Genomic DNA, 23,629 nt, shown 5'->3' with positions numbered 1-23,629 from the left:
CTTCGATGAGGATGACATCGTGCCCGTCCTCTACAAGGGTATCGACATTCTTTTCCATTCAGGTCTCCGGGATCTCGGGCATGACCGGTGCCATCGCCATTGCCGTGAAGTTTCTCAGCAGATGGATGTAATCGGATACCGCGCCCGGTCAAGGTTGTTGCCTTGCCCGAATGACCTATTCAGCCGCCGCTTCGACTGTGTCCAGAATATCAACCGCCCGGGTCACACCGCGCAGCTCCGCCAGTCCCCGCAACCGGCCGATCGCCGGATACCCGGGCGTCGAGGTTCCGCTGAGATCGTTCAATATACGATGCCCATGATCCGGCCGCATCGGGATCCACTTACCCGTTTGTCGTTCCATGCGCCGCAGTGCGCGAATGATGGCGACCATATCGACGTCGCCCTCAAGATGCGCATCTTCGCGGAAACTGCGGGGATCCTGCTCGCGCCTGGTTGCCCTCAGATGGGCGAAATGGATCCGCTCACCCAATGCATCGATGATTTCGGGAATATTGTTGCCGGCACTGACACCGAGCGACCCGGAGCAGACGGTAAAGCCGTTTGCCATTGACGGGTTCATGCCGGCAATTCGCTGCAGATCACCGAGCGATCCGACAATTCGCGGCAAACCGAAGAGAGACCTCGGCGGGTCGTCCGGATGGATGGCCAGGACGGCACCCTCCTCCTCGGCGGCCGGCACGACGATTTCAAGGAAGTTCTGAAGGTTCCGGAAAAGCTCTTCCCGGCCGATACCACAATAAGACGCGAGGCGGTCCCGGAATGTCTCCAGCGTGTAGCTTTCTTCCGAACCGGGCAGTCCTGCAATGATATTGGCGGTCAGCCTGTCCCGCTCCTCGATGGACATCCGGGCAAAGCGTTCCTCGGCAAGCGCAATATCGGCAGCATCATAGTCCGCCTCAGCGCCCTCCCGCTGCAGAATGAACAGATCGAACGCGGCATAGGCCGCGAACTCGAACCGCAGGGCGGTTGCACCGTCTTCCAGTTCGTAGTCGAGATCCGTCCGGGTCCAGTCCAGCACGGGCATGAAATTGTAGCAGATCGTCCTGATGCCCTGGCGCGCCAGGGCGCGAACCGTCTCCGCCCAGTTTACCGCCCACTTTTCCCATCCGGGCGCCCCGGTCTTGATGTCCTCATGCACCGGGATGCTCTCGGTGACGACCCACTCCAGGCCGGCTGCCTCGATCATGCGGCGGCGGGACGCGATTTCCTCTTCCGGCCAGAAGGTGCCGTTGGGAATATCATGCAGGGCGGTGACGATGCCGCGTGCACCTGTCTGGCGGATATCCCTCAGGGAGATGGGGTCCTGCGGTCCGAACCAGCGCCAGCTTTCGATCATCGCCTGAAGTCTTTCTTGTTGTTATCGCTGCAGCGTTTTGTGTTTGGGGTCTTGCGTCTGGCGCACATGATGCCCGGCGCTCAGGGCGCGGCCCGGGCCGGGGTATAAAGGTAACCGTCGAAATCAGGGTCGCCGACGTCGGAAAGCTCAAGCAGGGTCAGGCGAACGTTTTCCAGGTGCTGCCACATGGCAAGGCGCGCCTTCTCGGAGTTACGGTGGCGCAATGCCTCCAGAATTTCGGCGTGATCATCCAGCCATTTGGCCCGGTAGCTGAGATCGAAGATGCGGTCATGCAGCCGAGCCCACATGGAACTGTTTTCACGCTTGTTCCAGAGGTCTTCCACCTGGTCCACCAGAACACTGTTCTGGGTTGCTTCGGCGATCTGCCGGTGGAACTGCCGGTCGGCGGTGTAATCTTCCTCACCGTGCTCGATCGCCCTGCGCTCCAGATCAAGCGTCTCCCGCAGATGAATGATGTCGCTTTTGGTGATCGTGGTGGCGGCAAAGCCGGCAATGCTGCTTTCCAGGAGTTGGCGGGCCTGCAGCAATTCGAAGGGGCCGTAGTCTGCTTTCGGAATATGAAGCGAAATCTTCTCCCCGGCGGCCACATAGCTGCCGGAGCCCTTGCGCACATCGAGATAGCCCTCGATTTCAAGAACGATGAAAGCTTCACGCACCAGGGAGCGGCTGATACCGAGTTCGACCGAAATCTGTCGCTCGGTCGGAAACTTGTCGCCGGGCCTGTAGCCCTCCTCCTCGATACGCCTTGCGAGAAGTTCGGCGATTTCCTGGTACCGGCGCTTTGCAGGATCGCTGGTCATGAAGCCTTCCTCGCACCCTCCCCGGCAGCTGCAATCTCGCGATAATAGTCGGCCAGGATATGGAATGCTTTTTTCTTGGTTTTCTTGTCGGCGGCAATCAGCCCCTTGTGGTTATAGCCGTTCTGGAAAATATTTTGGCGCCGTTCAACACGAAAATCGTAAAGTATCCACGGCGACATGCCTTTGATATATCCAAGTTCGCGCAGAGTTGCGATCTGCCTGATGTAGACTTCGGCCATGTAATCTTCGCTGAAGAGGCCAGACTTCGGACCTTTCTCACCGATAACGCCGTCAGCACCCGTTTCCGAAATCACCACCGGACGGTCCGGGTCCGAATTCTCCCCGATCGCGGCAAGGTCATCGAAATTCTCTTCATACCAGCCGTAATATTCGTTGAGGCCGATGATATCGATATGCGCCGCGAGCCTGTCCTCGATCCGGTTACGGGCATGGTTCACCAGGCAGGCTGCGGAAGTCAGCCGGGTCGGGTCGAGACGTTTGCAGGTTTCGGCCAGGCCTTTCATGAAGGTAAGCCGGGCATCCGTGTCAGGATTCTCGTTTCCGACGGACCAGATGACGACACTTGCCCGGTTGCGATCCCGCTTGATCAGTTCCGACAACTGGTTTTCAGCATCGCGATAGGTCGCCGGATTGGCAAAATCGATGGCCCAGTAGACCGGGATTTCCTCCCACAGCAAAAAGCCGAGTTCATCAGCAATCTGAGCCGCCCGTTCGTGATGCGGATAATGTGCAAGACGCAGATAGTTACAGCCCAGTTCGCGCGCATGGGCAAAACGGCGGCGCAAATCATCCTCATTTGTCACCTTGCCGAGGAGTGCATCGTCCTCGTGGACGGAAATCCCGCGAAGGAACAGAGGCGCCCCGTTCAGCAGAATATCCGTGCCGCGGCGCTCGATCTGGCGAAAGCCAATCCGGTCGCACACACGGTCTTCGCCGCAGGTGACGCTGACATCATAAAGGACGGGCGTTTCCGGGCTCCATAACTGCGGCCGGGCTGAAATGTCGAGCGTACCCTTGCCGTCCGCATCCAGCACAATATCTTTTTCGATGCCAAGCCCGGGAATGGAAAGGGTCACAGCACCAGCCGGCACACCATCGACGGTGACTTCGGCTCGCAGCGTGGAGTATGTGCCGTCCGGCACAAGGTAGAGAAAGAAGTCCTTGATAAGGGTCTTCGGTGTTTCGAAGAATGCCACTTCCCGATAGAGACCACCGTAGTTGAACCAGTCGGTATTGCGCATCGGCACCCGGTCGCGTGTCCGGGTGTTGTTGACGCAGGCCATGATCCAGTTGCGGCCGGTCTTCAGTTTGCCCGTCAGCTCGACGCAGAAAGGTGTCGACGCACCGTAGTGGTTGCCAAGGAACTCGCCGTTCAGGAAGATCTTGCAGTCATAGCTCGCGGCACCGAACCTCAGAAACTGGCGTTTGGAACTGTCCACCGTCTCCATGTCGAGAGCCCGCGTGTACCAGGCGCTGCCTTCGAAGAAGTACCACTTCTCCTTCATCATCGCCCAGTTGGACGGAACCGGCACCGTTTCCCCCATGTAGGGATCATAGTCCCAGGGTTCAGTGCGGTTTTCCGGCGCCTCCGGCAGCATGGCGAACCATTTCTGCCGGAGGCCGGTGTCGAGCAGATCGACACAGAAAGTCCAGTCGCCATCAAGGCTTTCCGATGCCCGCCCACCCATGAAGATCAGGCCGTCATGACACAAGGACTGCGTGTTGAAGGGCACGTCATAGTCTTCGTCATGCAGCGCCTGCAAGGCGTTGTCGGCGAGATGGGAGCGTTCGAGCATCGGTCAGGTCTCCGGCGGGACTTTCAGGTGTTTTCAGATGTTATTGCGCAGCTGCCTTGATGCGCTTGATCAGGTCGGCAACGACCGGAGACTTGGCCGCTGCTTCCTCATGCATCGGCAGGACCGCTTCGATGAACGGGCCCTTTTCCACTTCGACGAATTCCACGCCGAGTTCGCTCTTCGCGGTCTCGACCGCTTCCGCACTCATGGCGTCCCACTGCTCGCGGTGGAAATCCATGGATTCACGTGCGGCCGTGCGCATGGCTTCCTTCTGCTCGTCGGTCAGATCGTTCCAGGAACTGGTGGAAATCATCACGACGGACGGGATCATGGTATGGCCGTCGTCGGAATAGAACTTGGAAACCTCGCCGTGACGGGCGGACGTAAGCGCGATCGGGTTGTTTTCAGCGCCATCGACAACACCCTGCTGCAGTGCGCTGTAAAGCTCGCCCCAGGCAATCGGGGTAGGGTTGGCTCCGAGCAGCTCAACCATGCGAATGGCGGACGGGCTCGGCTGAACGCGGATCTTCATGCCTTTCAGGTCGGCCGGGGAATGGATCGCCTTGTTGGCGTAGAAGGAACGTGCGCCCTCGATGTAATAGGCAAGGCCGATGAAGCCCTTGTCCTCGGACGAGGCAAGAATATCCGCACCGATGTCATTGGTCAGAACGTCGTAGTAGTGGTCGGCACTGACGAAGATGTAGGGCAGGTTGAGCGCACCGTAGGATTCCTCGAAGGCCTCCAGCTCGGATGCGTTGGAACGGGCCATGTCCAGGGAACCGTTCTGCATCAGCTCCATGGATTCACGCTGGGTGCCAAGCTGGGCGTTGGCATAGATGCGGATTTTCAGATCGCCGTCTGTCAGCTCTTCAACGCGCTCGGCCATGAACTGCATCGACTTGTGCAGCGGATGGTCTTCCGGGTTGTTGTGGTTGAGGCGCAGCGTCTTGGCGCTGGCGGCAGAACCCAGAGCGACGACGCCCGCGGCAAGAACAGCCGCCAGCTTAACGAATTTCGACATGATTTCCTCCCAATTGCAGCCTTGGCCGCAGGACTTGCGTTCCGTGCCGGAACGGATCGGTTGGCCGCGGGACTTGCAAGGCCAGACCGCCGCGGATGAAGAATTGTTCGTCCAATTTTCAAAATCAGTCAACCTTTTTTGGAAAATTGGTTGACCAATTTAATTTCCTGACGCATGTCTTAAAGTGTCGGAGCCCACGCCGCGCCTGTTGCCGCGGCAAGAACGAGGCCTGCGCGGGAGGAATATCGTGACAGTCATCACCAGAGGCGTGGACATGGTCCTGCGTCTCGTCATCACCATCGCCTTCGCCGTCCTGGTTGCCTGTGTCGTCTGGCAGGTCGTCTCGCGCTACGTGCTGCAAAGCCCGAGCACGGTGACAGATGAAATGGCCCGCTTCCTGTTCATCTGGGTTGCTCTGCTGGGCGGGGCTTACACCTTCGGCCAGCGACGACACCTTGCCATCGACCTGCTGCCCGTCATCACGACCGGCATCCTGCGCCTTCTGGTCAATGTCGGCATCATTGCCGCCATCGCACTCTTTGCAGGGGTCGTGATGGTCTACGGCGGGCTCGACCTGGTCAGCCGGACGCTGGAAACCCAGCAGGTATCCCCGGCGCTGCGCCTCCCCATGGGCCTCGTCTATATCGCGATCCCGTTCTCCGGGCTCTGCATTCTCTACTACTGCCTGACATTTCTGGCCGACCTCTTTCGCACTGGCCGCGGCCCGAACGAGCAGGAAGGCACCGCCAGCGTCGGCGGCCCTCTGGACTGAAACCTGACCGGGAACGAGTAACTTCATGGATATCCAATCTGTCCTCGTCCTGTTCGGGACATTCGCCTTTCTGATGATCCTGGGCGTACCGATCGCCTTCGCCATCGGTCTTGCAGCTTTCGCCACCTTCCTGCTGTTCATGTCGTTCGACCAGTCGGTCTATATCGTCGCTCAGCAGGTCGCCTCCGGTCTCGACAGCTTCACCCTGCTGGCCATTCCGTTCTTCATTCTGGCGGGCAACATCATGAACCGGGGCGGCATCGCCATGCGCCTGATCGAGTTCGCCAAGGTTCTGGCCGGCCGCCTGCCCGGCGCGCTTGCCCACTGCAACGTCATCGCCAACATGATGTTCGGCTCCATCTCAGGCTCCGCCGTTGCCTCGGCCGCCGCTGTCGGCGGCGTCATGTCTCCGCTTCAGAAGAAGGAAGGCTACGATCCGGCGTTCAGCGCGGCGGTGAACATCGCCTCCTGCCCGACAGGCCTTTTGATCCCACCGAGCGCAACCTTCATCGTCTATTCGCTGATTACCAACGGCACCTCCATCGCGGCCCTGTTCGTTGCCGGATACATTCCGGGCATCCTGATGGGGCTCAGCCTGATGGTCGTCGCCGGCATCATTGCCAAGCGCAGGGGATACCCGGTTGCTGAACGGCCGAGTGGCCAGGAAGTTATCGCCAAGACGCTGGACGCCATGCTGCCGCTTGGCCTGATCGTGATCGTCATGGGCGGCATCATCGGCGGCATCTTCACCGCAACCGAAGCTTCAGCGGTTGCTGTTGTCTATACGCTCTTCCTGGGCGTGATCTGGTACAGGGAAATCTCGCCGCGCGAACTTCCGGGCATCATCCTGGAAAGCGCGGTGACAACGTCCATCGTGCTGCTGATGATCGGCTGTTCCATCGCCATGTCGAAAGCGATGGCCTTTGCGGATATCCCCTATTCGATCTCCGATACGTTGCTGAGCCTTTCTGAAAATCCGCTCGTCCTGCTGCTGATCATCAACCTGGCGCTGCTTGTGGTCGGCACCTTCATGGACATGACCCCCGCATTGCTGATCTTCACCCCCATCTTCCTGCCGGTGGTGGAAGATCTCGGCATGGACCCGGTGCATTTCGGCGTCGTCATGACCTTCAACCTGTGTATCGGCATCTGTACACCGCCGGTGGGGTCGGCACTCTTTGTCGGCTGCTCGGTCGGCGGGGTGAAGATCGGCCAGGTACTCAGACCCATGCTCGGCTTCTACGCGGTGCTGGTCGCTCTCCTGCTGCTGGTCACTTACGTGCCTGCCCTCAGCCTGTTCCTGCCGCGCGTTCTCCTCGGCTACTAGGATCTGTCATGAAAGCCCTCAAAAACTGGCGTTACCTGGGCCGCTCCAGCGCCGGGATCGCACTTGAAGTCGAGAACCGGCACCGCCTGGTGGTCAAGGTTCTCGAAAATGCGCTCATCCGCGTTGTTCTTCTGAAGGACGGGACCTATCGTCTGGACCGGACCTGGGCCATCGCACCGGAAGGCGACGTGCCGTTCGACGGCCGTACGCGGGACGACCTCGCAGGTTTTTCCTGCCCCGACTTCATGCTGGAAGAGCAGGGCGGCAGGCTTGTCCTGGAAACGGAAAACCTGCGCCTGACCATCAATACCCCGCTTGCCTTCGTCTGGGAAAGCCGGCCCGCTGCCGGCGAACCCTGGCAGGAGATCGCCCGCGACCGGCCCCAGGACGCCTACATGATCGGGCGCCGCGACCATCGCAATCATCATTTCATGCGGCGAAACCCGGATGAGCGTTACTACGGTCTCGGTGAAAAGGCCGGTGGTCTGGAGCGCACCGGCAGGCGGTTCGAGATGCGCAATCTCGATGCCATGGGCTACGACGCGCAAACCACCGACCCGCTCTACAAGCACATTCCCTTCACCATCACCGACAGGGGCCGGCTCGGCGCAGTCGGGCTCTACTACGACACGCTGGCTCCCTGCTGGTTCGACCTCGGCAACGAGAAAGACAACTACCACCTGCCTTTCCGCGCCTTCCGCGCCGCCGATGGTGACCTTGACTATTACTTCAGCTGGGCACCGAGCGTTCTGGATATCGTCAAGCAGCATCACCGGCTGACGGGCGGCACCGCCTTCATGCCGCGGTGGGGGCTTGGGTACTCCGGCTCGACCATGGCCTATACCGATTCCGAAAATGCACAGGAACGGCTGATGGAGTTCCTTGGCAAGCTGTCGGAAGAAGACATGCCATGCGACAGTTTCCAGATGTCGTCGGGCTATACAGCCATCAAGGGCAAGCGCTACGTGTTCCATTGGAACACCGACCGCTTCCCCGATGTCGAGACCATGACCCGGGCCTATGCCGAGGCCGGCATCAACCTCATCGCCAATATCAAGCCGGTGCTTCTGGACGACCACCCGCTGTTCAAGGAAGCAGCCGAGGCCGGGCTCTTCATTCGGGACAGTGAAACCGGGGAGCCCGAGCAGTCACCTTTCTGGGACGGCTATGGTTCACACCTAGATTTCACCAACGAGGACACCGTCCGCTGGTGGCAACAAAACCTGAAGGACAAGCTCTTTTCCAGAGGCATACCCTGCACCTGGAATGACAACAACGAATATGAGGTGTGGGACGACGAAGCGGTCTGCGCCGGTTTCGGAAAACCGATACCGGTCAATCTGATCCGTCCGCTGCACAGCCAGCTGATGACACGGGCCTCGTTTGAGGCCCAGGTTGCCCACCAGCCGAAAAAGCGGCCCTACCTGATTTCCCGCTGCGCCTGCCCCGGCACGCAACGCTATGCCCAGACCTGGACGGGCGACAATTTCACCAGCTGGGACACGCTGCGCTGGAACATTCCGATGGGCCTCGGCCTCAGCCTCTCCGGCTTCTACAACATCGGCCACGATGTCGGCGGCTTTGCCGGCCCCCGGCCGGAGCCGGAGCTGTTCCTGCGCTGGGTACAGAACGGCATTTTCCATCCGCGTTTCACGATCCATTCCTGGAACGACGACGGCACCGCCAACGAAGCCTGGATGTATCCGGAAATAACGCCGCTCGTACGCAACGCGCTGAAGTTCCGGGCGCAGCTGATCCCTTATCTTTACGGCCTGCTGCACTGTGCCGTGACCGAAGGCGAGCCGATGCTGCGGCCTCTGTTCCTGGATTATCCGAACGACCCTGCCTGCCGGGAGGCTGAATTCGACTTCCTGCTGGGCCGGGATCTTCTGGTCGCGACAGTGGTCGAGGAAGGCGCAACGTCGCGGCGGGTCACGCTGCCTGCCAACGAAGAAGGCTGGTGGGCCTTTGACGGCAGCAACTGGTATGAAGGCGGCCAGATGATCGACGTTCCGGTGGCTCTTGATACCATTCCGCTGTTCGTTCGAGGCGGTACAGTGCTGCCGATGGCAGCCGAAAGCCTGAGGTCAACACCGTCTTCCGACACCTTGCGCACGTGGCGTATCTACCCACAGCCGGAAGGAACACCGGACAGGCACTCGCAGTTTTATGACGATGACGGTGACACGGTGGACGCACTGGCTGGCGAGAGCTGTTTGACCCGGCTTTGCCTCTCCCGAACAGGGAAAACAGTCCATCTGGATTGGCAAAGATCCGGCAACTGGCAACCCGCCTTCGACAACGTCATGCTTTGGCTGGCCGGTGCCGGCACCTTGGCCGTCAACGGGACCGAGCGGAAAACGGGCGAAACAATCGCCTTCACGGTGAGCCAGTCATGAGCAGCGTCAGTCACTTTGTTGAAACGGTCGACTACGACCGGACAAAGCTGCGCATCCGACTGCTGCACATCGGTTTTGGTGCCTTTGCCAAGGCGCACGTTCTGGTGTTTCACGACGAGATGCTAAGCGGAACGAAAAGCGACTGGGGCGTCGCAGTTGCCCGGCTCAACTCCGGTGCGGACGAACTCACCGGCCTTGACGAGGCGGACCGACTTTTCACTGTCGGCGAGATGTCCGGTGACGATCTCTTCTTGCGCCAGGTCGGCGCTATCTGTGCGACGGTACACCCCAAGCGTGATGGCGTCGATGCCTTGCCGAACCGGATCGCCGATCCGGATCTCGCCGTGATCACACTGACAATCACCGAGAAGGGGTATTGCCTGAAGGACGGCAGGCTGGATGAAGACAATCCCGGCATCCGGCGGGACCTCGCGGCTCCTGATGCCCCTTCCACCGCGATCGGGGTTCTGGTGGAAGGTCTGCGGCGGCGGCAGGCAGCTGACCTGCCTGGTTTGACTGTCCTTTCTTGTGACAATCTCCCAGCAAACGGCAGCTTGTGCCGCCGTGCGGTTCTGGATTTCGCTGCACGGCTCAACCCGGCTCTGGCAGAATGGATCGAAGGCAATTGCACTTTCCCCTGCTCCATGGTCGATCGCATCACACCGGCAATGACCGACAGTTCGTTCGCAACGCTTGAGAACGCACTAGGTCACGCTGACCGGAACGGTATCCTCTGCGAGACCTTCCGCCAGTGGGTAATCGAAGACCGGTTTGCCGGCCCACGTCCGGACTGGCATCTGGCAGGTGCTGAATTCGTTGAAGATGTGGCGCCGTTTGAAGACATGAAACTTCGGATGCTGAACGGCAGCCATTCGTTTCTGGCCTATCTTGGGGCGCTGGCAGACAAGGAAACGATTGCCGACTGCATGGCTGATCCGGCCTTCCGGCAGGCAGCCCTCACCCTGATGCTGAGCGAACAGGCACCGACGCTGGCCGTGCCGGACGGTGTCGATATCAAGGCTTATGCCGAAGCCCTGATTGCCCGGTTTGAAAACACCGCGCTTCATCACAAGACCACCCAGATCGCTTCTGACGGCAGCCAGAAATTGCCACAACGGCTGCTGGCACCGATCCGGCAACATCTGAAGGACAACAGCCCCTGGCCGCTATCGGCACTCGCCGTTGCCGCATGGATGCTCTATTGCCGCGGTGTTTCAAGAACGGGCGCCTCGCTGCCGTTGAACGACCCCCTGTCCGCAAGGATTGGCACCATTGTGCAGGAAACGGACGGCAATGCGTATGTCGACAGGATGCTGTCGCTCTCGGAGGTTTTCGGCGACGACCTGCCAGGGCCAGCGGCCTTTGGCAGCACAATCAAATCCGCTTACCAACGGCTGCAAACCTCGGATATAGCCGCAGTTCTGAAAGCCTAGAGACCTGCGGAAGAGCCAGGCGGCTTCTGCAGGAAATCGCCGCTAGTCCCTGACGAGCCGCAGGGTCCTGGGCTGTTCGGCAGTTTTCAGTCCGGAAAGTTCCTTGCAGCGCTCGGCAGCGGCTTCAACCGTGCGGCGGGCAAGATCCTGAATGCCGTTCTCGTCAGCCATGAACTCCAGCATGCCTGCTTCGGTCGTGCCGCCTTTGGACGTCACGGCGACGCGGAACCCGGTCGCATCCGCGTCCGGCTGCGCAAGCATGCGCCCGGCGCCGGCCACTGTGCGAACAGCCAATTCGTGGGCAAGGTCCTCCGGCAGACCAAGGCGTGCCCCTGCCGCGGCAAAGGCCTCGGCCATGGCAAACACATAGGCAGGCCCCGCACCGGACAAGGCGGTGACCACCGGCAGCAGGCCTTCGTCCGGCAATTCGACAACCGAGCCGAAGGCGGCAATCAGCTTGAGGGCTTCCACCTTCTGGCTGGCAGTCAGCGCCTCGTTGGCAACAAAGGTAGAGACAGCAGAGCCGACCGTTGCCGGCAGGTTGGGCATCGCGCGAATGATTGGCGTTCCATCCGGGAATTGCTTTTCCAGCACCGAAATCGGTTTGCTTGCCGCAATCGACAGGATCACCGTTTCGCCACCACCAAAGGAGCCGAGCGGCGCCAGAACCTTCTCCACGATCTGCGGACGAGTGGCGATGACAATCGCGGCCGGAGACGCCGGGAAAGGCTCGTTGATGTTGACGCCCGCCTGGCTTTGCAGCCAGCCGGACGGTCGGGGATCGCGCACGTAGATGGAACCGGCAGGCATTCCCTTTGCCAGCCAGGCTTCCACCAGAGCCTTGCCCATGAAACCGCAACCAATGAGGCAAACGCCTCTTTTCGCCAATTTGTCCATAATCATGCGTTCGCAAATATTCAGGTCTTTGCGCTAATAGAATGCTTTCCTGCACCACTCACAAGTCTTAACCGGTCGATACTGGTAATTTTTCCTTTCCTCCAAAATTCGCTTTAGAGGAATGGAGTTGAGAATTTCAGTTTACTTGACGTTTTTCCTTATAGACGAATGACGTAAGGAAGCTTGCCAGTAGAGCCATATCGATATTTATGACAAGTCCCGCTAGGGAAATACCCCAACAACACCAGTCATTCTCTACGTCACCTCAGCCCGACAATCACGCACCCCAGGTATCGCTGAGCTTGTAGCCACCCGGCCAGGGGTCGCTTGGGTCGAGCATGTGTTGGTGAATGCCGGTGACCCAGCCACGCCCGGAAATTTCCGGAACAATTCCGGCCCGGTCGCCCGCCATCTGTTGTGAAACGATGCGGCCGGTGAAGGTGGACCCGATGATGGAAACGGCTTCGAAGGTGTCGCCGACGTTCATTTGCCCCTTCGCCGCCATCAGCGCCATCCGGGCAGAAACGGCCGTACCCGTTGGGGAGCGGTCGACCTTGCCCGGCTGGATGGCAACAGCGGACCGTCCGGAGAGGCCCGTCGGCGTCTTCGACAGCGGGCCGCAGAAGGCGCAGAAGGAGATGTGGTTCCAGTCGGCATTTTCCGGATGGGAAAAGCCGAGCTGTTCGTTGGCTGCATTGGTGATCCGGACACCCAGGCGGGCAATGTCCTTGGCCTCGTCTTCGACGATCCCGAACCCGAGCGCCTCGGCGTCGACGACCACGAAACTGTCGCCGCCATAGGCGGTGTCGACCGTCAGTGTGCCGATGCCTTCCACTTCCAGCGGCACTGACAGCTTGTCGGCAAAGCTGGTGACGTTCTGGACGAAGATGCGCTCCGCCTTGCCGTTCCGGCATTCGGCCTTCACCCGCACCAGTCCGCCGGGCGCTTCCAGAACCATCTCCGTGACCGGTTCGACCATCGGAACAATACCGCCGTCAAGCAGCACCGTGGAGACACAGATCGAGTTGGATCCTGACATCGGCGGCGTGTCTTCCGGCTCCATGATGATGAAGGCGGCATCCGCCTCCGGATGTTTGGGCGGGACAAGCAGGTTCACATGACGGAACACACCCCCGCGCGGTTCGTTCAACACGAAATTGCGCAGCGTCTGGTCCTTCGCAATGAAGCTTCTCTGTTCCCAGAGCGTTTCGCCCGGCGGAGGGGCGACGCCGCCGACGATCACGTCGCCGACCTCGCCTTCCGCATGGCAGGAAATCACATGGATGGTCTTGCTGCTGCGCATGTCTCTGCCCTTGAGGTCAGCCGGTTCAGGAATAGCGAGCGACAGGTTCGCCCAAAGCATCGAAGATCGGCGTGATGCCGAGACCCGGCCGCTCGGAAGCCGTCATGCGGCCATTGACACGCTTGGGCGCGCCTTCCGCGATATCGACCGTGCCGTAGCTGTTGAAGTCCGTTGCCGAGAAAGTGAAATCCGATGGGGTCGAGCGCGCCAGATGGGCGATCGCCGCCGTAACGATGTCCCCGCCCCAGGTGTCTTCGATCGTCATCGGAATACCGTGGGCAATGCAGAGATCACGCATCAGCTTGGCCTTGGTCAGGCCACCGACCTTCGAGATCTTCAGGTTGATGCAATCCATCGCGTCTTCGGCAATGCCGCGCACCAGCGTGTTCGGCCCGTCGATCACCTCGTCCAGAACGAAGGGCAGCGCCGTCCGGCGGCGAATGGAGACGCTTTCCTCATATGTGAGGCAGGGCTGCTCGATATAGACATCAAGCGAGGACACTGCCCCGACGACGCGCGCGGCTTCATGCCGGGTCCAGCCGGTGTTGGCGTCGGCCACCAGCAGATCCGATTTCTTCAAAACTTCGCGGGTGGCGTGGATGCGATCGATATCGTCATTGGCATCGCCGCCGACCTTCAGCTGGAACTTGGTATAGCCTTCGGCGGCATAACCTTCGATCTTCTTTGCCATGATCTCCGGCGCTTCCTGGCTGATCGCCCGGTAAAGCACCACGTCGTCCTGGGCTGCACCGCCAAGCAACGTATAAAGCGGCTGGCCGGTCGCCTTGCCCAGCAGGTCCCAGCAGGCGATGTCGATCGGCGCCTTGGCATAGGGATGACCGCGCAGCGCAGCATCCATCACCCGGTTGATTTCACCGATATTGAGCGGATCCTTCCCGATCAGGTGGGGCGCCAGTTCCTGAAGTCCTGACCGCACCCCAAGGGCATAACTCGGCAGATAGGCAGACCCGAGCGGGCAGCATTCGGCATAGCCCTTGAGGCCTTCGTCGGTCTCGATCTCGACAACAGTGCTGTCGAAGACTTCCACGAAATTGCCGTTGGACCAGCTGTAACGCCCTTCTTTCAGGGGAAGGTCGACCTGAAAGACGTTGATGGCCGTAATTTTCATGAAGTTCCTCCTCCAAAAGAGTTTAGAAGCGCCGCGCGGAAAAGGCGGCCATATCGACGGGGTTTTGTGTATCGGATACGAGATTGGCGACCAGTTCGGCCGTCCCCGCGGACTGCGTCAGGCCGAGGTGACCATGCCCGAAGGCATAGACGACCCGGCGGTCACCGGGTGAGCGGTCGATGACGGGCAGGCTGTCGGGCATTGAGGGCCTGAAGCCCATCCATTTCTTGCCGCCGTCCGTTTTCAGGGCAGGCAGGAACCGCCGGGCCTTGTCCAACAGGATGTCGGCGCGCTTGAAATTCGGTGGAAGCGTCAGCCCACCCAGTTCGACGGCCCCACCGACACGGACGCCGCCATTGATCTTGGTAACGACGAAGCCGTGACCGGAAAAGGTCAGGTGGGTTTTCAGGTCAAAGGAGCCTTCCGGCAGCGTCGTGTTGTAGCCGCGTTCGGTCTCAAGAGGGATGCGGTCGCCGATCGTCTTTGCAAGGCGGTGCGACCAGGCACCTGCCGCAACGACGACCTGTTTCGCCATCCAGGCTCTACCGGAAGCTTCGATCTGAACACTGTCTTCACTTGGCTTCAGACCTGATACGTCAGCGCTTTCGATCCGTCCGCCCCGCTGCAGGAAGACAGACGTCAGATGCGCCAGCCAGCGGGCGGGATCACAAGTGTTGGTCCAGTCCGGCGTGAAGGCGGCATGAGTGAAGCGACGGTCAAGACCCGGCTGAATGGCGGCTACTGCATCCGGGCTCTCAAGCAGTTCGAAGCGGATGCCATGTTGCTTGCGCAGCTCCCAGCCGGGCAGGCTGGCACGGAATTCCGCTTCGCCTTCATAAAGCTGCAGCTGCCCTTCGGCCTGGATCAGGGAGGCTGCCCCGGTGTCCGAAACCTGCCGGGCAAGCGCCTCCTGCGCCAGCTTCATCAAGGCGGCCTGTGCCGACATCGACGCCTTGTAGCGATCCGGCCAGCTTGCCCGCCAGAACCGCAACATCCAGGGTGCGATCTTGAGGGCATAGGCGGGCGGAACGGAGAGCGGACCCAGCGGATCGAGCAACCATTTCGGTGCCTTGCGCATGATGCCGGGCGTTGCCAGCGGAACGATATCGGTAAAGGCGAAAGCTCCGGCGTTCATCTCCGATGCGCGTGCCGTTTCCGCCTGCCGATCCAGCACAAGCACCTGCCGCCCCCTTGCCTGCAGGGCAAGCGCGGAACTGATGCCGATGATGCCGGCGCCGATCACGATGATATCCTGGACGGTCTCGTCCGCCATTTTCAAAGTCTTTCAAAAAGGCCTGCGAGGCAGGGCGAAGTGCCCCGCAGGCAGTTTGCTGCCCGTTGGCCACACTTTAGGGGAGCGTGTAGGCAGTCTTGACCGATGTGTAGAATTCAGCGGCGTAACTGCCTTGCTCTCGCGAGCCGAAGCTGGAGCCTTTGGTGCCGCCAAAAGGCACGTGATAATCGACACCTGCCGTCGGCAGATTGACCATCACCATGCCGGCCTCGGCATTGGCCTTGAAGTGGCTGGCATGTTTCAGCGACGTGGTACAGATACCAGCGCTCAACCCGAATTCCGTATCGTTGGCGACAGCCAGCGCTTCCTCGTAATCCTTCACACGAATAACGGATGCGACCGGGCCGAAGACCTCTTCGGTGTTGATCCGCATGGCGTTGTCGGTTTCGCTGACCAGGGCCGGCGCCATGTAGAAACCTTCCGTGTCGCGGTTAAGCCGTTCCCCACCCTGCACCTTGCCGCCTTGCTTTGCCGCGATATCGACATAGGAAAGGTTCTGCTGCAGTTGCCGCTCATCGACCACCGGCCCCATCTGCACGCCATCTTCCAGGGCGTTGCCGACCTTCAGCGCCTGCATGCGCTCGGCAAGGGCTTCGACGAACCGGTCGTGAATGCCCTCGGTCACGACCAGCCGCGAGCTTGCCGTGCAGCGCTGACCGGTCGAGAAGAAGGCACCGTTGAGCGAAGCCTCGACGGCGATGGCAAGGTCGGCATCGTCCAGAACCACCATCGGGTTCTTGCCGCCCATTTCCAGCTGCACCTTCTTCAGGTGCTGACCACAGGCCGCCGCGATTCCCCGCCCCGTCGGCACCGAGCCGGTAAAGGAAATCGCCTTCACCTTCGCACTTTCCACCAGGCGCGGACCGATCTGCGAGCCACGTCCCATCACGAGGTTGACCACGCCTTCCGGCAAGCCGGACCGGGACAGGATCTCGATGAGCGCATGCGCGCAACCCGGCACCAGCTCAGCCGGTTTCAAGATGACTGCGTTGCCGTAGCAAAGTGCCGGAGCGATCTTCCAGGCAGGGATCGCAATCGGGAAGTTCCAAGGTGTAATCAGCCCGACAACCCCGATCGGAAACCGGGAGACGTCAACTTCGATACCGGGCCTGACGGATGCCAGTCTGTCGCCAGCGAGGCGCAATGCTTCGCCGGCAAAGAATTTGAAAATCTGCCCGGCGCGCGCCACCTCGCCAATACCTTCCGGCAGTGTCTTGCCTTCCTCACGCGAAAGCAGACGGCCTAATTCGGCCTTGCGAGCCAGAAGTTCCATCCCGACGAAATCCAGCACATCAAAACGCTGTTGCGGCGTCGACGCCGCCCAGCCGGGAGCTGCCTGATGCGCTGCATCGATGGCCTGGTCCAGCTGATCGACACCGGCCTTCGCCGCGTAGCCGAGGATATCGCTGATATCGGACGGGTTGACGTTGGGCGTGCTGTCGGTTGTTTCGAGCCACTGCCCGCCGACAAAATTCCTGTAATCCATGACTTGGCTTATCCGGGGCTTAAAGGCGTATCCCTGCGCGGTAGGGGTCCGCCGGATTGAAAATCAGGTTGGCATCGGACGTGACGAAGGCCTGTCCGGTGATGGTCGGAATAACGCCGCCGCCCGGGCCGGGCTGGTAGCTGATCTTGTAGGTGCTGCCGATGACGCTTTCCTGCAGATAGTGCTCACCCGGTGCCAGCGCACCATCGGCGGCAAGGCAGGCCAGCTTGGCCGAACAGCCTGTTCCGCAGGGCGAGCGGTCATACGCACCACCCGGGCACAGCACGAAGTTGCGGCTTTGAGCGGACGGGTCTTCGGCCGGCCCGAACAGCTCGATATGGTCGATCCAGGCACCGTCCTTACCGGTAACACCGGCCTTTTCCAGCGCATCGCGGATCTTCAGCGTGAGGTCGGTCAGCGGGCGGATATTGGCACCCGTCAGGGCAACCGGGCTGTTCTTGACCAGGAAGAACCAGTTGCCGCCCCAGGCGACATCACCGGTGACCGGACCAATGCCTTCGACCTCGACCGTGACATCCTTCGCCAGCCGGTAGCTCTCGATGTTGACCACCGACACCGTGTTGGCGTCGATCAGATCGATCTCGACCACGCCCACCGGCGTTTCGAACTTGTGCCGTCCCGGCCCGATCCGGCCGAGGTGCGCCAGGGTGACACCAAGGCCGATGGTGGCGTGGCCGCACATGCCAAGGTTCTGCAGGTTGTTGAAGTAGATCACGCCGGCAACACAATCCGGATCGGACGGCGGCACCAGCAGCGCACCGATAATGGCATCGTGACCACGCGGTTCCAGAACGACCGAAGCGCAGAAATCGAGATGCTCGGCTTCCAGCCGGCCGGCGCGTTCCGCCAGTGTCCCCGATCCGAGATCGGGGCCACCATCGAGCACGACGCGGGTCGGTTCACCCGCGGTATGGCTGTCGATTACGCGCATTCGGCGATCACGCCGCCCTGCGTGCTCCAGTCGGCGTACCAGGTCTTGAACAGCTTGTACTGCGCTTCGACATAGTTGCGCTGCGCATCGTTGAGGGCATCGGTTTCGTTGAAGTGCAGCGTGTATTCGGTGTCGCCGTTCAACACCATCAGGTGCTTGTAGTAGAGCACCAGGTCCGGACCTTCATCGAAACTGGACAGAACAGCCAGCGCCTCTTCCAGTTCCTTTGCCCGCAGGCGCGCTTCCGCATGACCTTCTGCGGCCTTCTTGCAAAGCGTCACCAGATGCAGGACTTCCTTGGGAATGGCATTGCCGATACCGGTGATCGCGCCGGTCGCACCACAGTTGATGAAGCCGTGATAGACGGCGGTGTCGACACCGACCATCAGCGTCACCTGGTCGTCCTGCGAAGTGATGTTTTCAGCCGCATAGCGCAAGTCCGCAAGGCCGCCGAATTCCTTGAAGCCGATCAGGTTCGGGAATTCCCGGCGCAGGTCGAAGAACAGGTCGGCGCGGGTGGCGAAACCGTAATAGGGGCTGTTGTAGATCACCGCCGGCAGGTTCGGAGCCGCTTTCAGGATATCGCTGAAATGGTTGCGCTGCGCTGACACGGAAATGCCGCGAGACAGAACGCGCGGGATAACCATGAGACCATGCGCGCCAACCTTTGCCGCATGGGCGGCATGGGCAACGGCAGATTTGGTGTTGACCGCACCGGTTCCAACGACCACCGGTACATCCGCCTTCACCAGACGCTCGACGCCTTCCATGCGCTGCTCGTCCGTCAGGAGAGGCCAGTCGCCCATGGAGCCGCAATAGACGACGGCGGACATGCCGGCTTCGATCAGTTCCTTGCCCTTCTTCACGAGGGCGTCGAAATCGGGCGAACGGTCGGCCTTGCACGGGGTCATCAGGGCAGGCATGCAGCCGGAAAAGATATTGGACGTCATCATTCACTCCTGGATGGGTCAGGCCTGTCGGTTGGCTCCCACGTGCGAAGCACGGGCCTTGAGGCCTGACGGTAAGGTCTAGTTGCGCCGGGTCAGCGCACGTTAGCAAGAAATTTTCGGGTGTTCTCGGATTCAGGCTGACCGAAGATCTGGGCCGGCGGGCCGATCTCCTCCATTACGCCCTTGTGGAAGAAGGCGACCCGGTCGGAGACGTCCCGGGCAAAGCCCATTTCGTGGGTAACGCAGATCATCGTCATGCCTTCCTCGGCCAGCAGGCGCATCGTGTCCAGCACTTCGCCGACCAGCTCCGGATCGAGAGCGGATGTCGCCTCGTCGAAGAGCATGTAGGTTGGCTCCATGGCCAGTGCCCGCGCAATCGCGAGACGCTGCTGCTGCCCGCCCGACAGATTGTTCGGATACACCTTCAGCTTGTCCGCAAGGCCGACATGACGAAGCTGCTTCTCCGCAATCGCCTCGGCTTCCGCCTTCGATTTGCCTTTCACGATCCTCGGCGCCAGTGCAACATTTTCCAACGCGGTCAGATGCGGAAAGCTGTTCCATTGCTGGAACACCATGCCGAGCTTCTGGCGCAGCTTGTTGATGTCCGTCGCCTTGGCGTGAACGTCGGTGCCGTCGACCACCACCGATCCCTTCTGGATCGGCTCCAGACCGTTGATGCAATAAAGCAGTGTCGACTTGCCCGACCCGGACGCGCCGATGACGGAAAGCACTTCGCCCTTTTCGACATCAAGGTCGATGCCCTTGAGCACCTGAAGAGTGCCGAAATATTTCTCAAGGCCGCGTATCTCGATCATTGGGCCCACCTTTTTTCCAGTTTTGCGGCATAGCGCGAGATCGGGAAGGACAGCGCGAAGTAGAACGCGCCGGCGAGGGAGAGGATCAGGAAGGGTTCCTGTGTCCGCGTGATCAGGATCTGGCTGGCCTTGAGCAGCTCGACATAGCCGAGCACGGACACCAGCGCGGAATCCTTCATGACGCCGAGCGCAACACCGACCCAGGCCGGAAAGACGGCCCGCCCGCCGATGGGCAACACCACGTAGCGCATGTCCTGCCAGTAGCTGAGCCCCAGCGAACGCGCCGCCCGGCGCATCGGCTTGCCGACAGCCTCGATGCCGCCGCGGGCAACGTTGGCTACCAGAGAAGCGGTGTAGGCGGTCAGGATCACCACGCCCGACGCAAACGGATCGAAATCCAGACCGACGATGGGCGCAAAATTGTAGAACAGCACAAGCTGGATAATCAGCGGCACGGAGCGGAACACATCCAGCACCGGCCCCAGCAGCAGCGTCGCCGCCAGCCGGCCCTCGTAAAGCATCCAGCCGAACAGACCCCCGAGCACGGTCCCGATGGTAATCGACACAGCCGAGATCCAGAGGGTCCGGAGTGCAGCTCCACCGAGGAACCAGAAATCGTGAATGTTGAAGCCTGAAAAGAAGCTGATGGATTCTTTCATGTCAGCCCTCTCAGTACCGGAACAGGCGCATGGCAAGGAGCCGGGACGCCGCCAGGATGAATTTGACGATCACGTAGTAGATGACGGCCGTGACTGCGAAATATTCGAAGATGCGGAAGGTGCGGCTGGCGAAGAACTGGGTCTCGCCTGACAATTCGCGGAACCCAACCAGCATGCCAAGTGAAGACATCAACACCGCCCAGACCATCTGGTTGGTGACCGGGTGATAGACGATGCGAAAAACCTGCGGGATGACGATGCGGGTATAGGCCTGCCAGGAGGTCATTCCCAACGACCGTGCCGCCCGCAGCTGCGTCTCGGGCACAGCCTGAAAGCCGCCGCGAAAGTTCTCCGCCAGATAGCCGGCACAGTTGAAGCTGAGCCCGGCAAGTACGATGAAAAACGGCGTCAGGTGAATGCCGAAGGCGCCGAGCCCGAAACCGAAGAAGAACAGCTGGAACAGCGCAGGCGTATTGCGCGCCAGTTCCACCCACGTTGTCGCAAGCCAGTAGAGCGGCCCCTTCAGCTTCAGCCGGATCAGCGCCAGCGCAAGACCGACCACGATGCCGATCACCATCGACAGGGTCGCGACTTCAAGCGTCAGCAACCCGGCCTCCAGCAGATCGGGCAGGCTTTTCAGCACCGGCCGCCAATGGAAATTATAGTCGAACATTTGTTACGAATTGCTCCGGCTATCCCGCCTTATCGGGGCAAGGCATACGCATTCGTGAGATCCCGTCAGACAAGAGCACTGCCGAGGTTGGTATTCCGGGTGTCTCCCCGGACAAGCGCAGCGCAGGTCCGAGGGCTACTCTTGGTGAAACTTGCTGAAGCCGCGGATCTCTTCGCCGAGGATCAGCACACGCTTCAAACTTTCCGGGGGTGAGTGAGCCCCGGGTCTCCCTTAGGTCGCCCGGGGTGGCACTGTATTTGTTGCAAGTTGCAGGTGACCCCGCGCTCATCCGAGGAGGATAGGATCACCCGTCAAGGCTTCACCCTCAGTACATCACGCCCGGGATACGCAGTTCCGGAGCTTCCCCACCGACATATTTGCCCCACAGCTCGGCATAGCGGCCGGAGCGAACCTGATGGGTAACGAAGAGGTTGAGGAAGTTCAGCCAGGTCACGTCTTCGCGCTTGGCGACAACGGAAGTGTAATCCGTGGTCCAAGGCATGCGCGGGCCGGACTCCAGCGTTTCATACTGGTCGGTGACCGGCTTGACGGCGGTGTTGGTGGTTAGGCCGATATCGGCTTTGCCCTGGGCAACAGCAAGAAACACTTCGTTTTCGGACTGATAGCCCTGGTAGAGATGCTCTTCGCCCCATTCGGCCGCAATCTTGAGCCACTCCTGCTCCGGCACGGTGCCGATGGCAGCAGCAACGCGCTTGCCGCGGATATCTTCAAAAGAGCTGATCCCGCTTTCCGTGTTGACGACGCCCTGCGCGTAATAGATCGCGTAAGGAATGGTGAAACCAACGGTACGGGCACGGGCGAGACTGTCAGAAGTTGCGCCGAACACCACATCCGCGCGGCCGGTCACGATCACCGGCAGGCGCTCGGCCCAGGTTACCGGATAGATGATCGGCTCGACTTCAAGCGCTGCGGCGAGGTCATTGCAATATTCCACGTCGAAACCGGCCGGCTCGTTATTCTCGTCCCGATAGCCGATCGGAGGAAAGTCCAGCACGACGCCGCATTTCAGCTGACCGCGATCGACAACATCGTCCAGCGTGTCGGCTTTGACCGGCAGCGCGGCGGCAAGTGAAAGGGCTGCGGCAGCCACGAATTTCCTGATCATGAGTTCCCCTCTTCCTTCTGAAGCATTCTGGCCCCGGTGCTTGCACGCTCCGGGTTTTTTCTTGCCCGGTCGGCGGGTTTCCCGCTCGATCCGGACCAGGTCCTTGCCCGACAGCCTCCCGAGCTGTCGGGGTATTCCGGCTCAGCCGCCGGACGGCAGATGCGCCTCCCGTCGGTCTTCGCTCATCGTGCGCCGGGCCTTACAGCCTTCGGTGCACCGCACCCGGACCTCGCAGCACCAGCTGTTCCGTCAACTGCTGCCTGCTGCGTTCCCTTGGGCTCGAGATTGATAAACCAGATTGGATCCAATATTCAATATAAAATATTCGAAATCATTTTCACTTCACCAATCAAGGGCGATCCCGTAAAAGGTGGCTTCAGGGAGAATTGGTCCTATGAAACTGAAAACGATGGATATTTCCGCGACTGCTTCGGCATCGTCGATTGTGTTCGACGCGCTGCGGAAAGCCATTATCGAGGGCCAGCTTGAAGAAGGCGAACCTCTCCGCCAGGACGAAATCGCCCGCCTGTTCAACACCAGCCGCATTCCGGTGCGCGAAGCGATCTCCCGCCTGGAGGAACAGGGCCTCGTCAAGACGCAGCGCTACAAGGGGGCTGTCGTCGCCGGTCTGTCACCCAGGGAAACGGCGGAAATCTTTGACCTGCGTGCGCTGGTCGAACCGGAAATCATTCGCAATGCCGTGCCGCTGATGTCGAAGGAGCTGCTGGCAGACGCAAGGCAAAAATGCGCGGCGTTCTCCTCGGCCACCGATCCGATGGCCTATGGCGACCTCAACCGCGATTTTCACGAAACACTCTACAGCGCCAGCGATCTGAAGTTTTTTCAGGAGATTGCCGACAACGCCATCGACCGGGTGGAACGACAGATCCGGGCCCAGCTGGTCATGTCCAACGGCATGGAACGGGCGGGACGCGAACATTTCGCCATCCTGGAAGCCTGCGAAAAAGGCGACGCGAACCTCGCCTCCAACCTCACCCGGGAACACATCCACGGGGCCAAGGCTTCACTCTTGAAGCATCTGCCGGAGGCCTGAAGCCGCCCGGCTCTTCCTTAAACGCGATTGATCGACTGAACGGTGCCGGCTTCGTCAATGACGCAAACGGCCTGCCCGCCATCGAAGGTCAGGTTGACCTGATAGGCGTTTTCGCCCGAAGGCATGGAGCTGACGGGCAGAACATTGCCGCCGGTAACCTGCAGCTCTTCGGCGGCCTTCGAGGCACAAAGCAGTTGCAGGTCGGTTGGTGCGGTTTCGCCTGACGAACGCACGGCACCGGCGGTCGGTGTCTGGTTGGAGCTGGTGTTGCAACCCGCGACGACGGAAAGACAAAGCCCGGCAGCCAGTCCCGCAGCAAGCCTGTTCGATACCCTGATGTTCAT

22 protein-coding genes (1 of these 22 running past the window's edge) are annotated in these 23,629 nt (G+C 60.4%); 5 read left to right on the top strand and 17 right to left on the bottom strand.

What is annotated here, in order from left to right:
- From FIU93_RS09420 to FIU93_RS09400, 5 genes are all read right to left on the bottom strand, one after another.
- Window positions 1-58 carry the beginning of a dihydroneopterin aldolase gene (locus tag FIU93_RS09420; RefSeq protein ID WP_023000156.1) on the bottom strand. 341 nt of this gene lie to the left of the window's left edge, so only the first 58 of its 399 coding nucleotides appear in the window; its start codon is at window positions 56-58; the stop codon falls past the left edge of the window.
- A gap of 117 nt (window positions 59-175) precedes the next feature.
- Window positions 176-1,357: a mannonate dehydratase gene (gene uxuA / locus FIU93_RS09415; RefSeq protein ID WP_152505451.1), complete on the bottom strand. Its 1,182-nt coding sequence runs from the start codon at window positions 1,355-1,357 to the stop codon at window positions 176-178.
- Window positions 1,358-1,437: 80 nt separating this feature from the next.
- Window positions 1,438-2,178, bottom strand: coding sequence for an FCD domain-containing protein (locus FIU93_RS09410; RefSeq protein WP_152505450.1), 741 nt, complete (start codon window positions 2,176-2,178; stop codon window positions 1,438-1,440).
- Window positions 2,175-3,995 carry a glycoside hydrolase family 2 TIM barrel-domain containing protein gene (locus FIU93_RS09405; RefSeq protein WP_152505449.1) on the bottom strand — a complete coding sequence of 607 codons (1,821 nt, stop codon included), beginning with the start codon at window positions 3,993-3,995 and terminating at the stop codon, window positions 2,175-2,177. Before FIU93_RS09405 ends, FIU93_RS09410 begins: the two co-directional genes overlap by 4 nt.
- A gap of 40 nt (window positions 3,996-4,035) precedes the next feature.
- Window positions 4,036-5,016, bottom strand: coding sequence for a TRAP transporter substrate-binding protein (locus FIU93_RS09400; RefSeq protein WP_031269012.1), 981 nt, complete (start codon window positions 5,014-5,016; stop codon window positions 4,036-4,038).
- Between the two features lie 247 nt (window positions 5,017-5,263).
- Here FIU93_RS09400 and FIU93_RS09395 point away from each other — a divergent pair, with 247 nt between their 5' ends.
- From FIU93_RS09395 to FIU93_RS09380, 4 genes are read left to right on the top strand one after another with little or no spacing between them, the layout of a single operon-like run.
- Window positions 5,264-5,788, top strand: a complete 525-nt coding sequence (locus FIU93_RS09395) for a TRAP transporter small permease (RefSeq protein WP_088665207.1) — start codon at window positions 5,264-5,266, stop codon at window positions 5,786-5,788.
- 25 nt (window positions 5,789-5,813) lie between these two features.
- Complete coding sequence (locus FIU93_RS09390) at window positions 5,814-7,115, top strand: TRAP transporter large permease (RefSeq protein WP_023000150.1); 1,302 nt, start codon at window positions 5,814-5,816, stop codon at window positions 7,113-7,115.
- Between the two features lie 8 nt (window positions 7,116-7,123).
- Complete coding sequence (locus tag FIU93_RS09385) at window positions 7,124-9,514, top strand: TIM-barrel domain-containing protein (RefSeq protein WP_152505448.1); 2,391 nt, start codon at window positions 7,124-7,126, stop codon at window positions 9,512-9,514.
- Window positions 9,511-10,947, top strand: coding sequence for a mannitol dehydrogenase family protein (locus FIU93_RS09380; RefSeq protein ID WP_152505447.1), 1,437 nt, complete (start codon window positions 9,511-9,513; stop codon window positions 10,945-10,947). The genes FIU93_RS09385 and FIU93_RS09380 overlap by 4 nt, the downstream gene beginning before the upstream one ends.
- Window positions 10,948-10,989: 42 nt before the next feature.
- Here the strand turns inward: FIU93_RS09380 and FIU93_RS09375 are convergent, their stop codons facing one another.
- The 11 genes from FIU93_RS09375 to FIU93_RS09325 form a co-directional block, all read right to left on the bottom strand.
- Entirely contained in the window at window positions 10,990-11,844 is an 855-nt protein-coding gene (locus FIU93_RS09375) for a pyrroline-5-carboxylate reductase (protein ID WP_286202442.1), read from the bottom strand.
- Window positions 11,845-12,121: 277 nt separating this feature from the next.
- A complete protein-coding gene (locus tag FIU93_RS09370; protein WP_023000145.1) occupies window positions 12,122-13,147 on the bottom strand; it encodes a proline racemase family protein in 1,026 nt (341 codons plus the stop codon).
- 25 nt (window positions 13,148-13,172) lie between these two features.
- The gene (locus tag FIU93_RS09365) at window positions 13,173-14,276 is read right to left on the bottom strand and encodes a cis-3-hydroxy-L-proline dehydratase (RefSeq protein WP_152505445.1); all 1,104 of its coding nucleotides are present in this window, start codon (window positions 14,274-14,276) and stop codon (window positions 13,173-13,175) included.
- 22 nt (window positions 14,277-14,298) lie between these two features.
- Window positions 14,299-15,549: an FAD-binding oxidoreductase gene (locus tag FIU93_RS09360; protein WP_152505444.1), complete on the bottom strand. Its 1,251-nt coding sequence runs from the start codon at window positions 15,547-15,549 to the stop codon at window positions 14,299-14,301.
- 76 nt (window positions 15,550-15,625) lie between these two features.
- Window positions 15,626-17,056, bottom strand: a complete 1,431-nt coding sequence (locus FIU93_RS09355) for an aldehyde dehydrogenase family protein (RefSeq protein ID WP_152505443.1) — start codon at window positions 17,054-17,056, stop codon at window positions 15,626-15,628.
- 19 nt (window positions 17,057-17,075) lie between these two features.
- Window positions 17,076-18,008: a proline racemase family protein gene (locus FIU93_RS09350; protein ID WP_152505442.1), complete on the bottom strand. Its 933-nt coding sequence runs from the start codon at window positions 18,006-18,008 to the stop codon at window positions 17,076-17,078.
- Window positions 17,999-18,958 carry a dihydrodipicolinate synthase family protein gene (locus FIU93_RS09345; protein WP_152507550.1) on the bottom strand — a complete coding sequence of 320 codons (960 nt, stop codon included), beginning with the start codon at window positions 18,956-18,958 and terminating at the stop codon, window positions 17,999-18,001. The genes FIU93_RS09350 and FIU93_RS09345 overlap by 10 nt, the downstream gene beginning before the upstream one ends.
- A 92-nt stretch (window positions 18,959-19,050) precedes the next feature.
- Window positions 19,051-19,773 carry an amino acid ABC transporter ATP-binding protein gene (locus FIU93_RS09340; protein ID WP_152505441.1) on the bottom strand — a complete coding sequence of 241 codons (723 nt, stop codon included), beginning with the start codon at window positions 19,771-19,773 and terminating at the stop codon, window positions 19,051-19,053.
- Window positions 19,770-20,432: an amino acid ABC transporter permease gene (locus FIU93_RS09335; RefSeq protein ID WP_152505440.1), complete on the bottom strand. Its 663-nt coding sequence runs from the start codon at window positions 20,430-20,432 to the stop codon at window positions 19,770-19,772. Before FIU93_RS09335 ends, FIU93_RS09340 begins: the two co-directional genes overlap by 4 nt.
- 10 nt (window positions 20,433-20,442) lie before the next feature.
- On the bottom strand, window positions 20,443-21,105 hold the full coding sequence (locus FIU93_RS09330; protein ID WP_055661559.1) for an amino acid ABC transporter permease: 663 nt from the start codon (window positions 21,103-21,105) through the stop codon (window positions 20,443-20,445).
- A gap of 325 nt (window positions 21,106-21,430) precedes the next feature.
- On the bottom strand, window positions 21,431-22,231 hold the full coding sequence (locus FIU93_RS09325; protein WP_152505439.1) for a transporter substrate-binding domain-containing protein: 801 nt from the start codon (window positions 22,229-22,231) through the stop codon (window positions 21,431-21,433).
- 394 nt (window positions 22,232-22,625) lie between these two features.
- Here FIU93_RS09325 and FIU93_RS09320 point away from each other — a divergent pair, with 394 nt between their 5' ends.
- Window positions 22,626-23,285, top strand: coding sequence for a GntR family transcriptional regulator (locus FIU93_RS09320; RefSeq protein WP_152505438.1), 660 nt, complete (start codon window positions 22,626-22,628; stop codon window positions 23,283-23,285).
- 17 nt (window positions 23,286-23,302) lie between these two features.
- Here FIU93_RS09320 and FIU93_RS09315 read toward each other — a convergent pair whose 3' ends face one another.
- The gene (locus FIU93_RS09315; protein ID WP_152505437.1) at window positions 23,303-23,629 is read right to left on the bottom strand and encodes a hypothetical protein; all 327 of its coding nucleotides are present in this window, start codon (window positions 23,627-23,629) and stop codon (window positions 23,303-23,305) included.

This window comes from Labrenzia sp. THAF35 (genome assembly GCF_009363595.1).
In the GTDB taxonomy this organism is placed as follows: domain Bacteria; phylum Pseudomonadota; class Alphaproteobacteria; order Rhizobiales; family Stappiaceae; genus Roseibium; species Roseibium algicola.
This window is presented reverse-complemented; position numbering and strand designations above follow the sequence as displayed.

Coding starts and splice junctions, on each gene's coding strand:
- FIU93_RS09355 (WP_152505443.1), bottom strand. CDS start 17,056: ATGGATTACAGGAATTTTGTCGGCGGGCAGTGGCTCGAAACAACCGAC.
- FIU93_RS09350 (WP_152505442.1), bottom strand. CDS start 18,008: ATGCGCGTAATCGACAGCCATACCGCGGGTGAACCGACCCGCGTCGTG.
- FIU93_RS09410 (WP_152505450.1), bottom strand. CDS start 2,178: ATGACCAGCGATCCTGCAAAGCGCCGGTACCAGGAAATCGCCGAACTT.
- FIU93_RS09335 (WP_152505440.1), bottom strand. CDS start 20,432: ATGAAAGAATCCATCAGCTTCTTTTCAGGCTTCAACATTCACGATTTC.
- FIU93_RS09375 (WP_286202442.1), bottom strand. CDS start 11,844: ATGGACAAATTGGCGAAAAGAGGCGTTTGCCTCATTGGTTGCGGTTTC.
- FIU93_RS09345 (WP_152507550.1), bottom strand. CDS start 18,958: ATGACGTCCAATATCTTTTCCGGCTGCATGCCTGCCCTGATGACCCCG.
- FIU93_RS09405 (WP_152505449.1), bottom strand. CDS start 3,995: ATGCTCGAACGCTCCCATCTCGCCGACAACGCCTTGCAGGCGCTGCAT.
- FIU93_RS09320 (WP_152505438.1), top strand. CDS start 22,626: ATGAAACTGAAAACGATGGATATTTCCGCGACTGCTTCGGCATCGTCG.
- FIU93_RS09340 (WP_152505441.1), bottom strand. CDS start 19,773: ATGATCGAGATACGCGGCCTTGAGAAATATTTCGGCACTCTTCAGGTG.
- FIU93_RS09390 (WP_023000150.1), top strand. CDS start 5,814: ATGGATATCCAATCTGTCCTCGTCCTGTTCGGGACATTCGCCTTTCTG.
- FIU93_RS09370 (WP_023000145.1), bottom strand. CDS start 13,147: ATGCGCAGCAGCAAGACCATCCATGTGATTTCCTGCCATGCGGAAGGC.
- FIU93_RS09385 (WP_152505448.1), top strand. CDS start 7,124: ATGAAAGCCCTCAAAAACTGGCGTTACCTGGGCCGCTCCAGCGCCGGG.
- FIU93_RS09315 (WP_152505437.1), bottom strand. CDS start 23,629: ATGAACATCAGGGTATCGAACAGGCTTGCTGCGGGACTGGCTGCCGGG.
- FIU93_RS09365 (WP_152505445.1), bottom strand. CDS start 14,276: ATGAAAATTACGGCCATCAACGTCTTTCAGGTCGACCTTCCCCTGAAA.
- FIU93_RS09325 (WP_152505439.1), bottom strand. CDS start 22,231: ATGATCAGGAAATTCGTGGCTGCCGCAGCCCTTTCACTTGCCGCCGCG.
- FIU93_RS09360 (WP_152505444.1), bottom strand. CDS start 15,549: ATGGCGGACGAGACCGTCCAGGATATCATCGTGATCGGCGCCGGCATC.
- FIU93_RS09330 (WP_055661559.1), bottom strand. CDS start 21,105: ATGTTCGACTATAATTTCCATTGGCGGCCGGTGCTGAAAAGCCTGCCC.
- FIU93_RS09400 (WP_031269012.1), bottom strand. CDS start 5,016: ATGTCGAAATTCGTTAAGCTGGCGGCTGTTCTTGCCGCGGGCGTCGTC.
- uxuA (WP_152505451.1), bottom strand. CDS start 1,357: ATGATCGAAAGCTGGCGCTGGTTCGGACCGCAGGACCCCATCTCCCTG.
- FIU93_RS09380 (WP_152505447.1), top strand. CDS start 9,511: ATGAGCAGCGTCAGTCACTTTGTTGAAACGGTCGACTACGACCGGACA.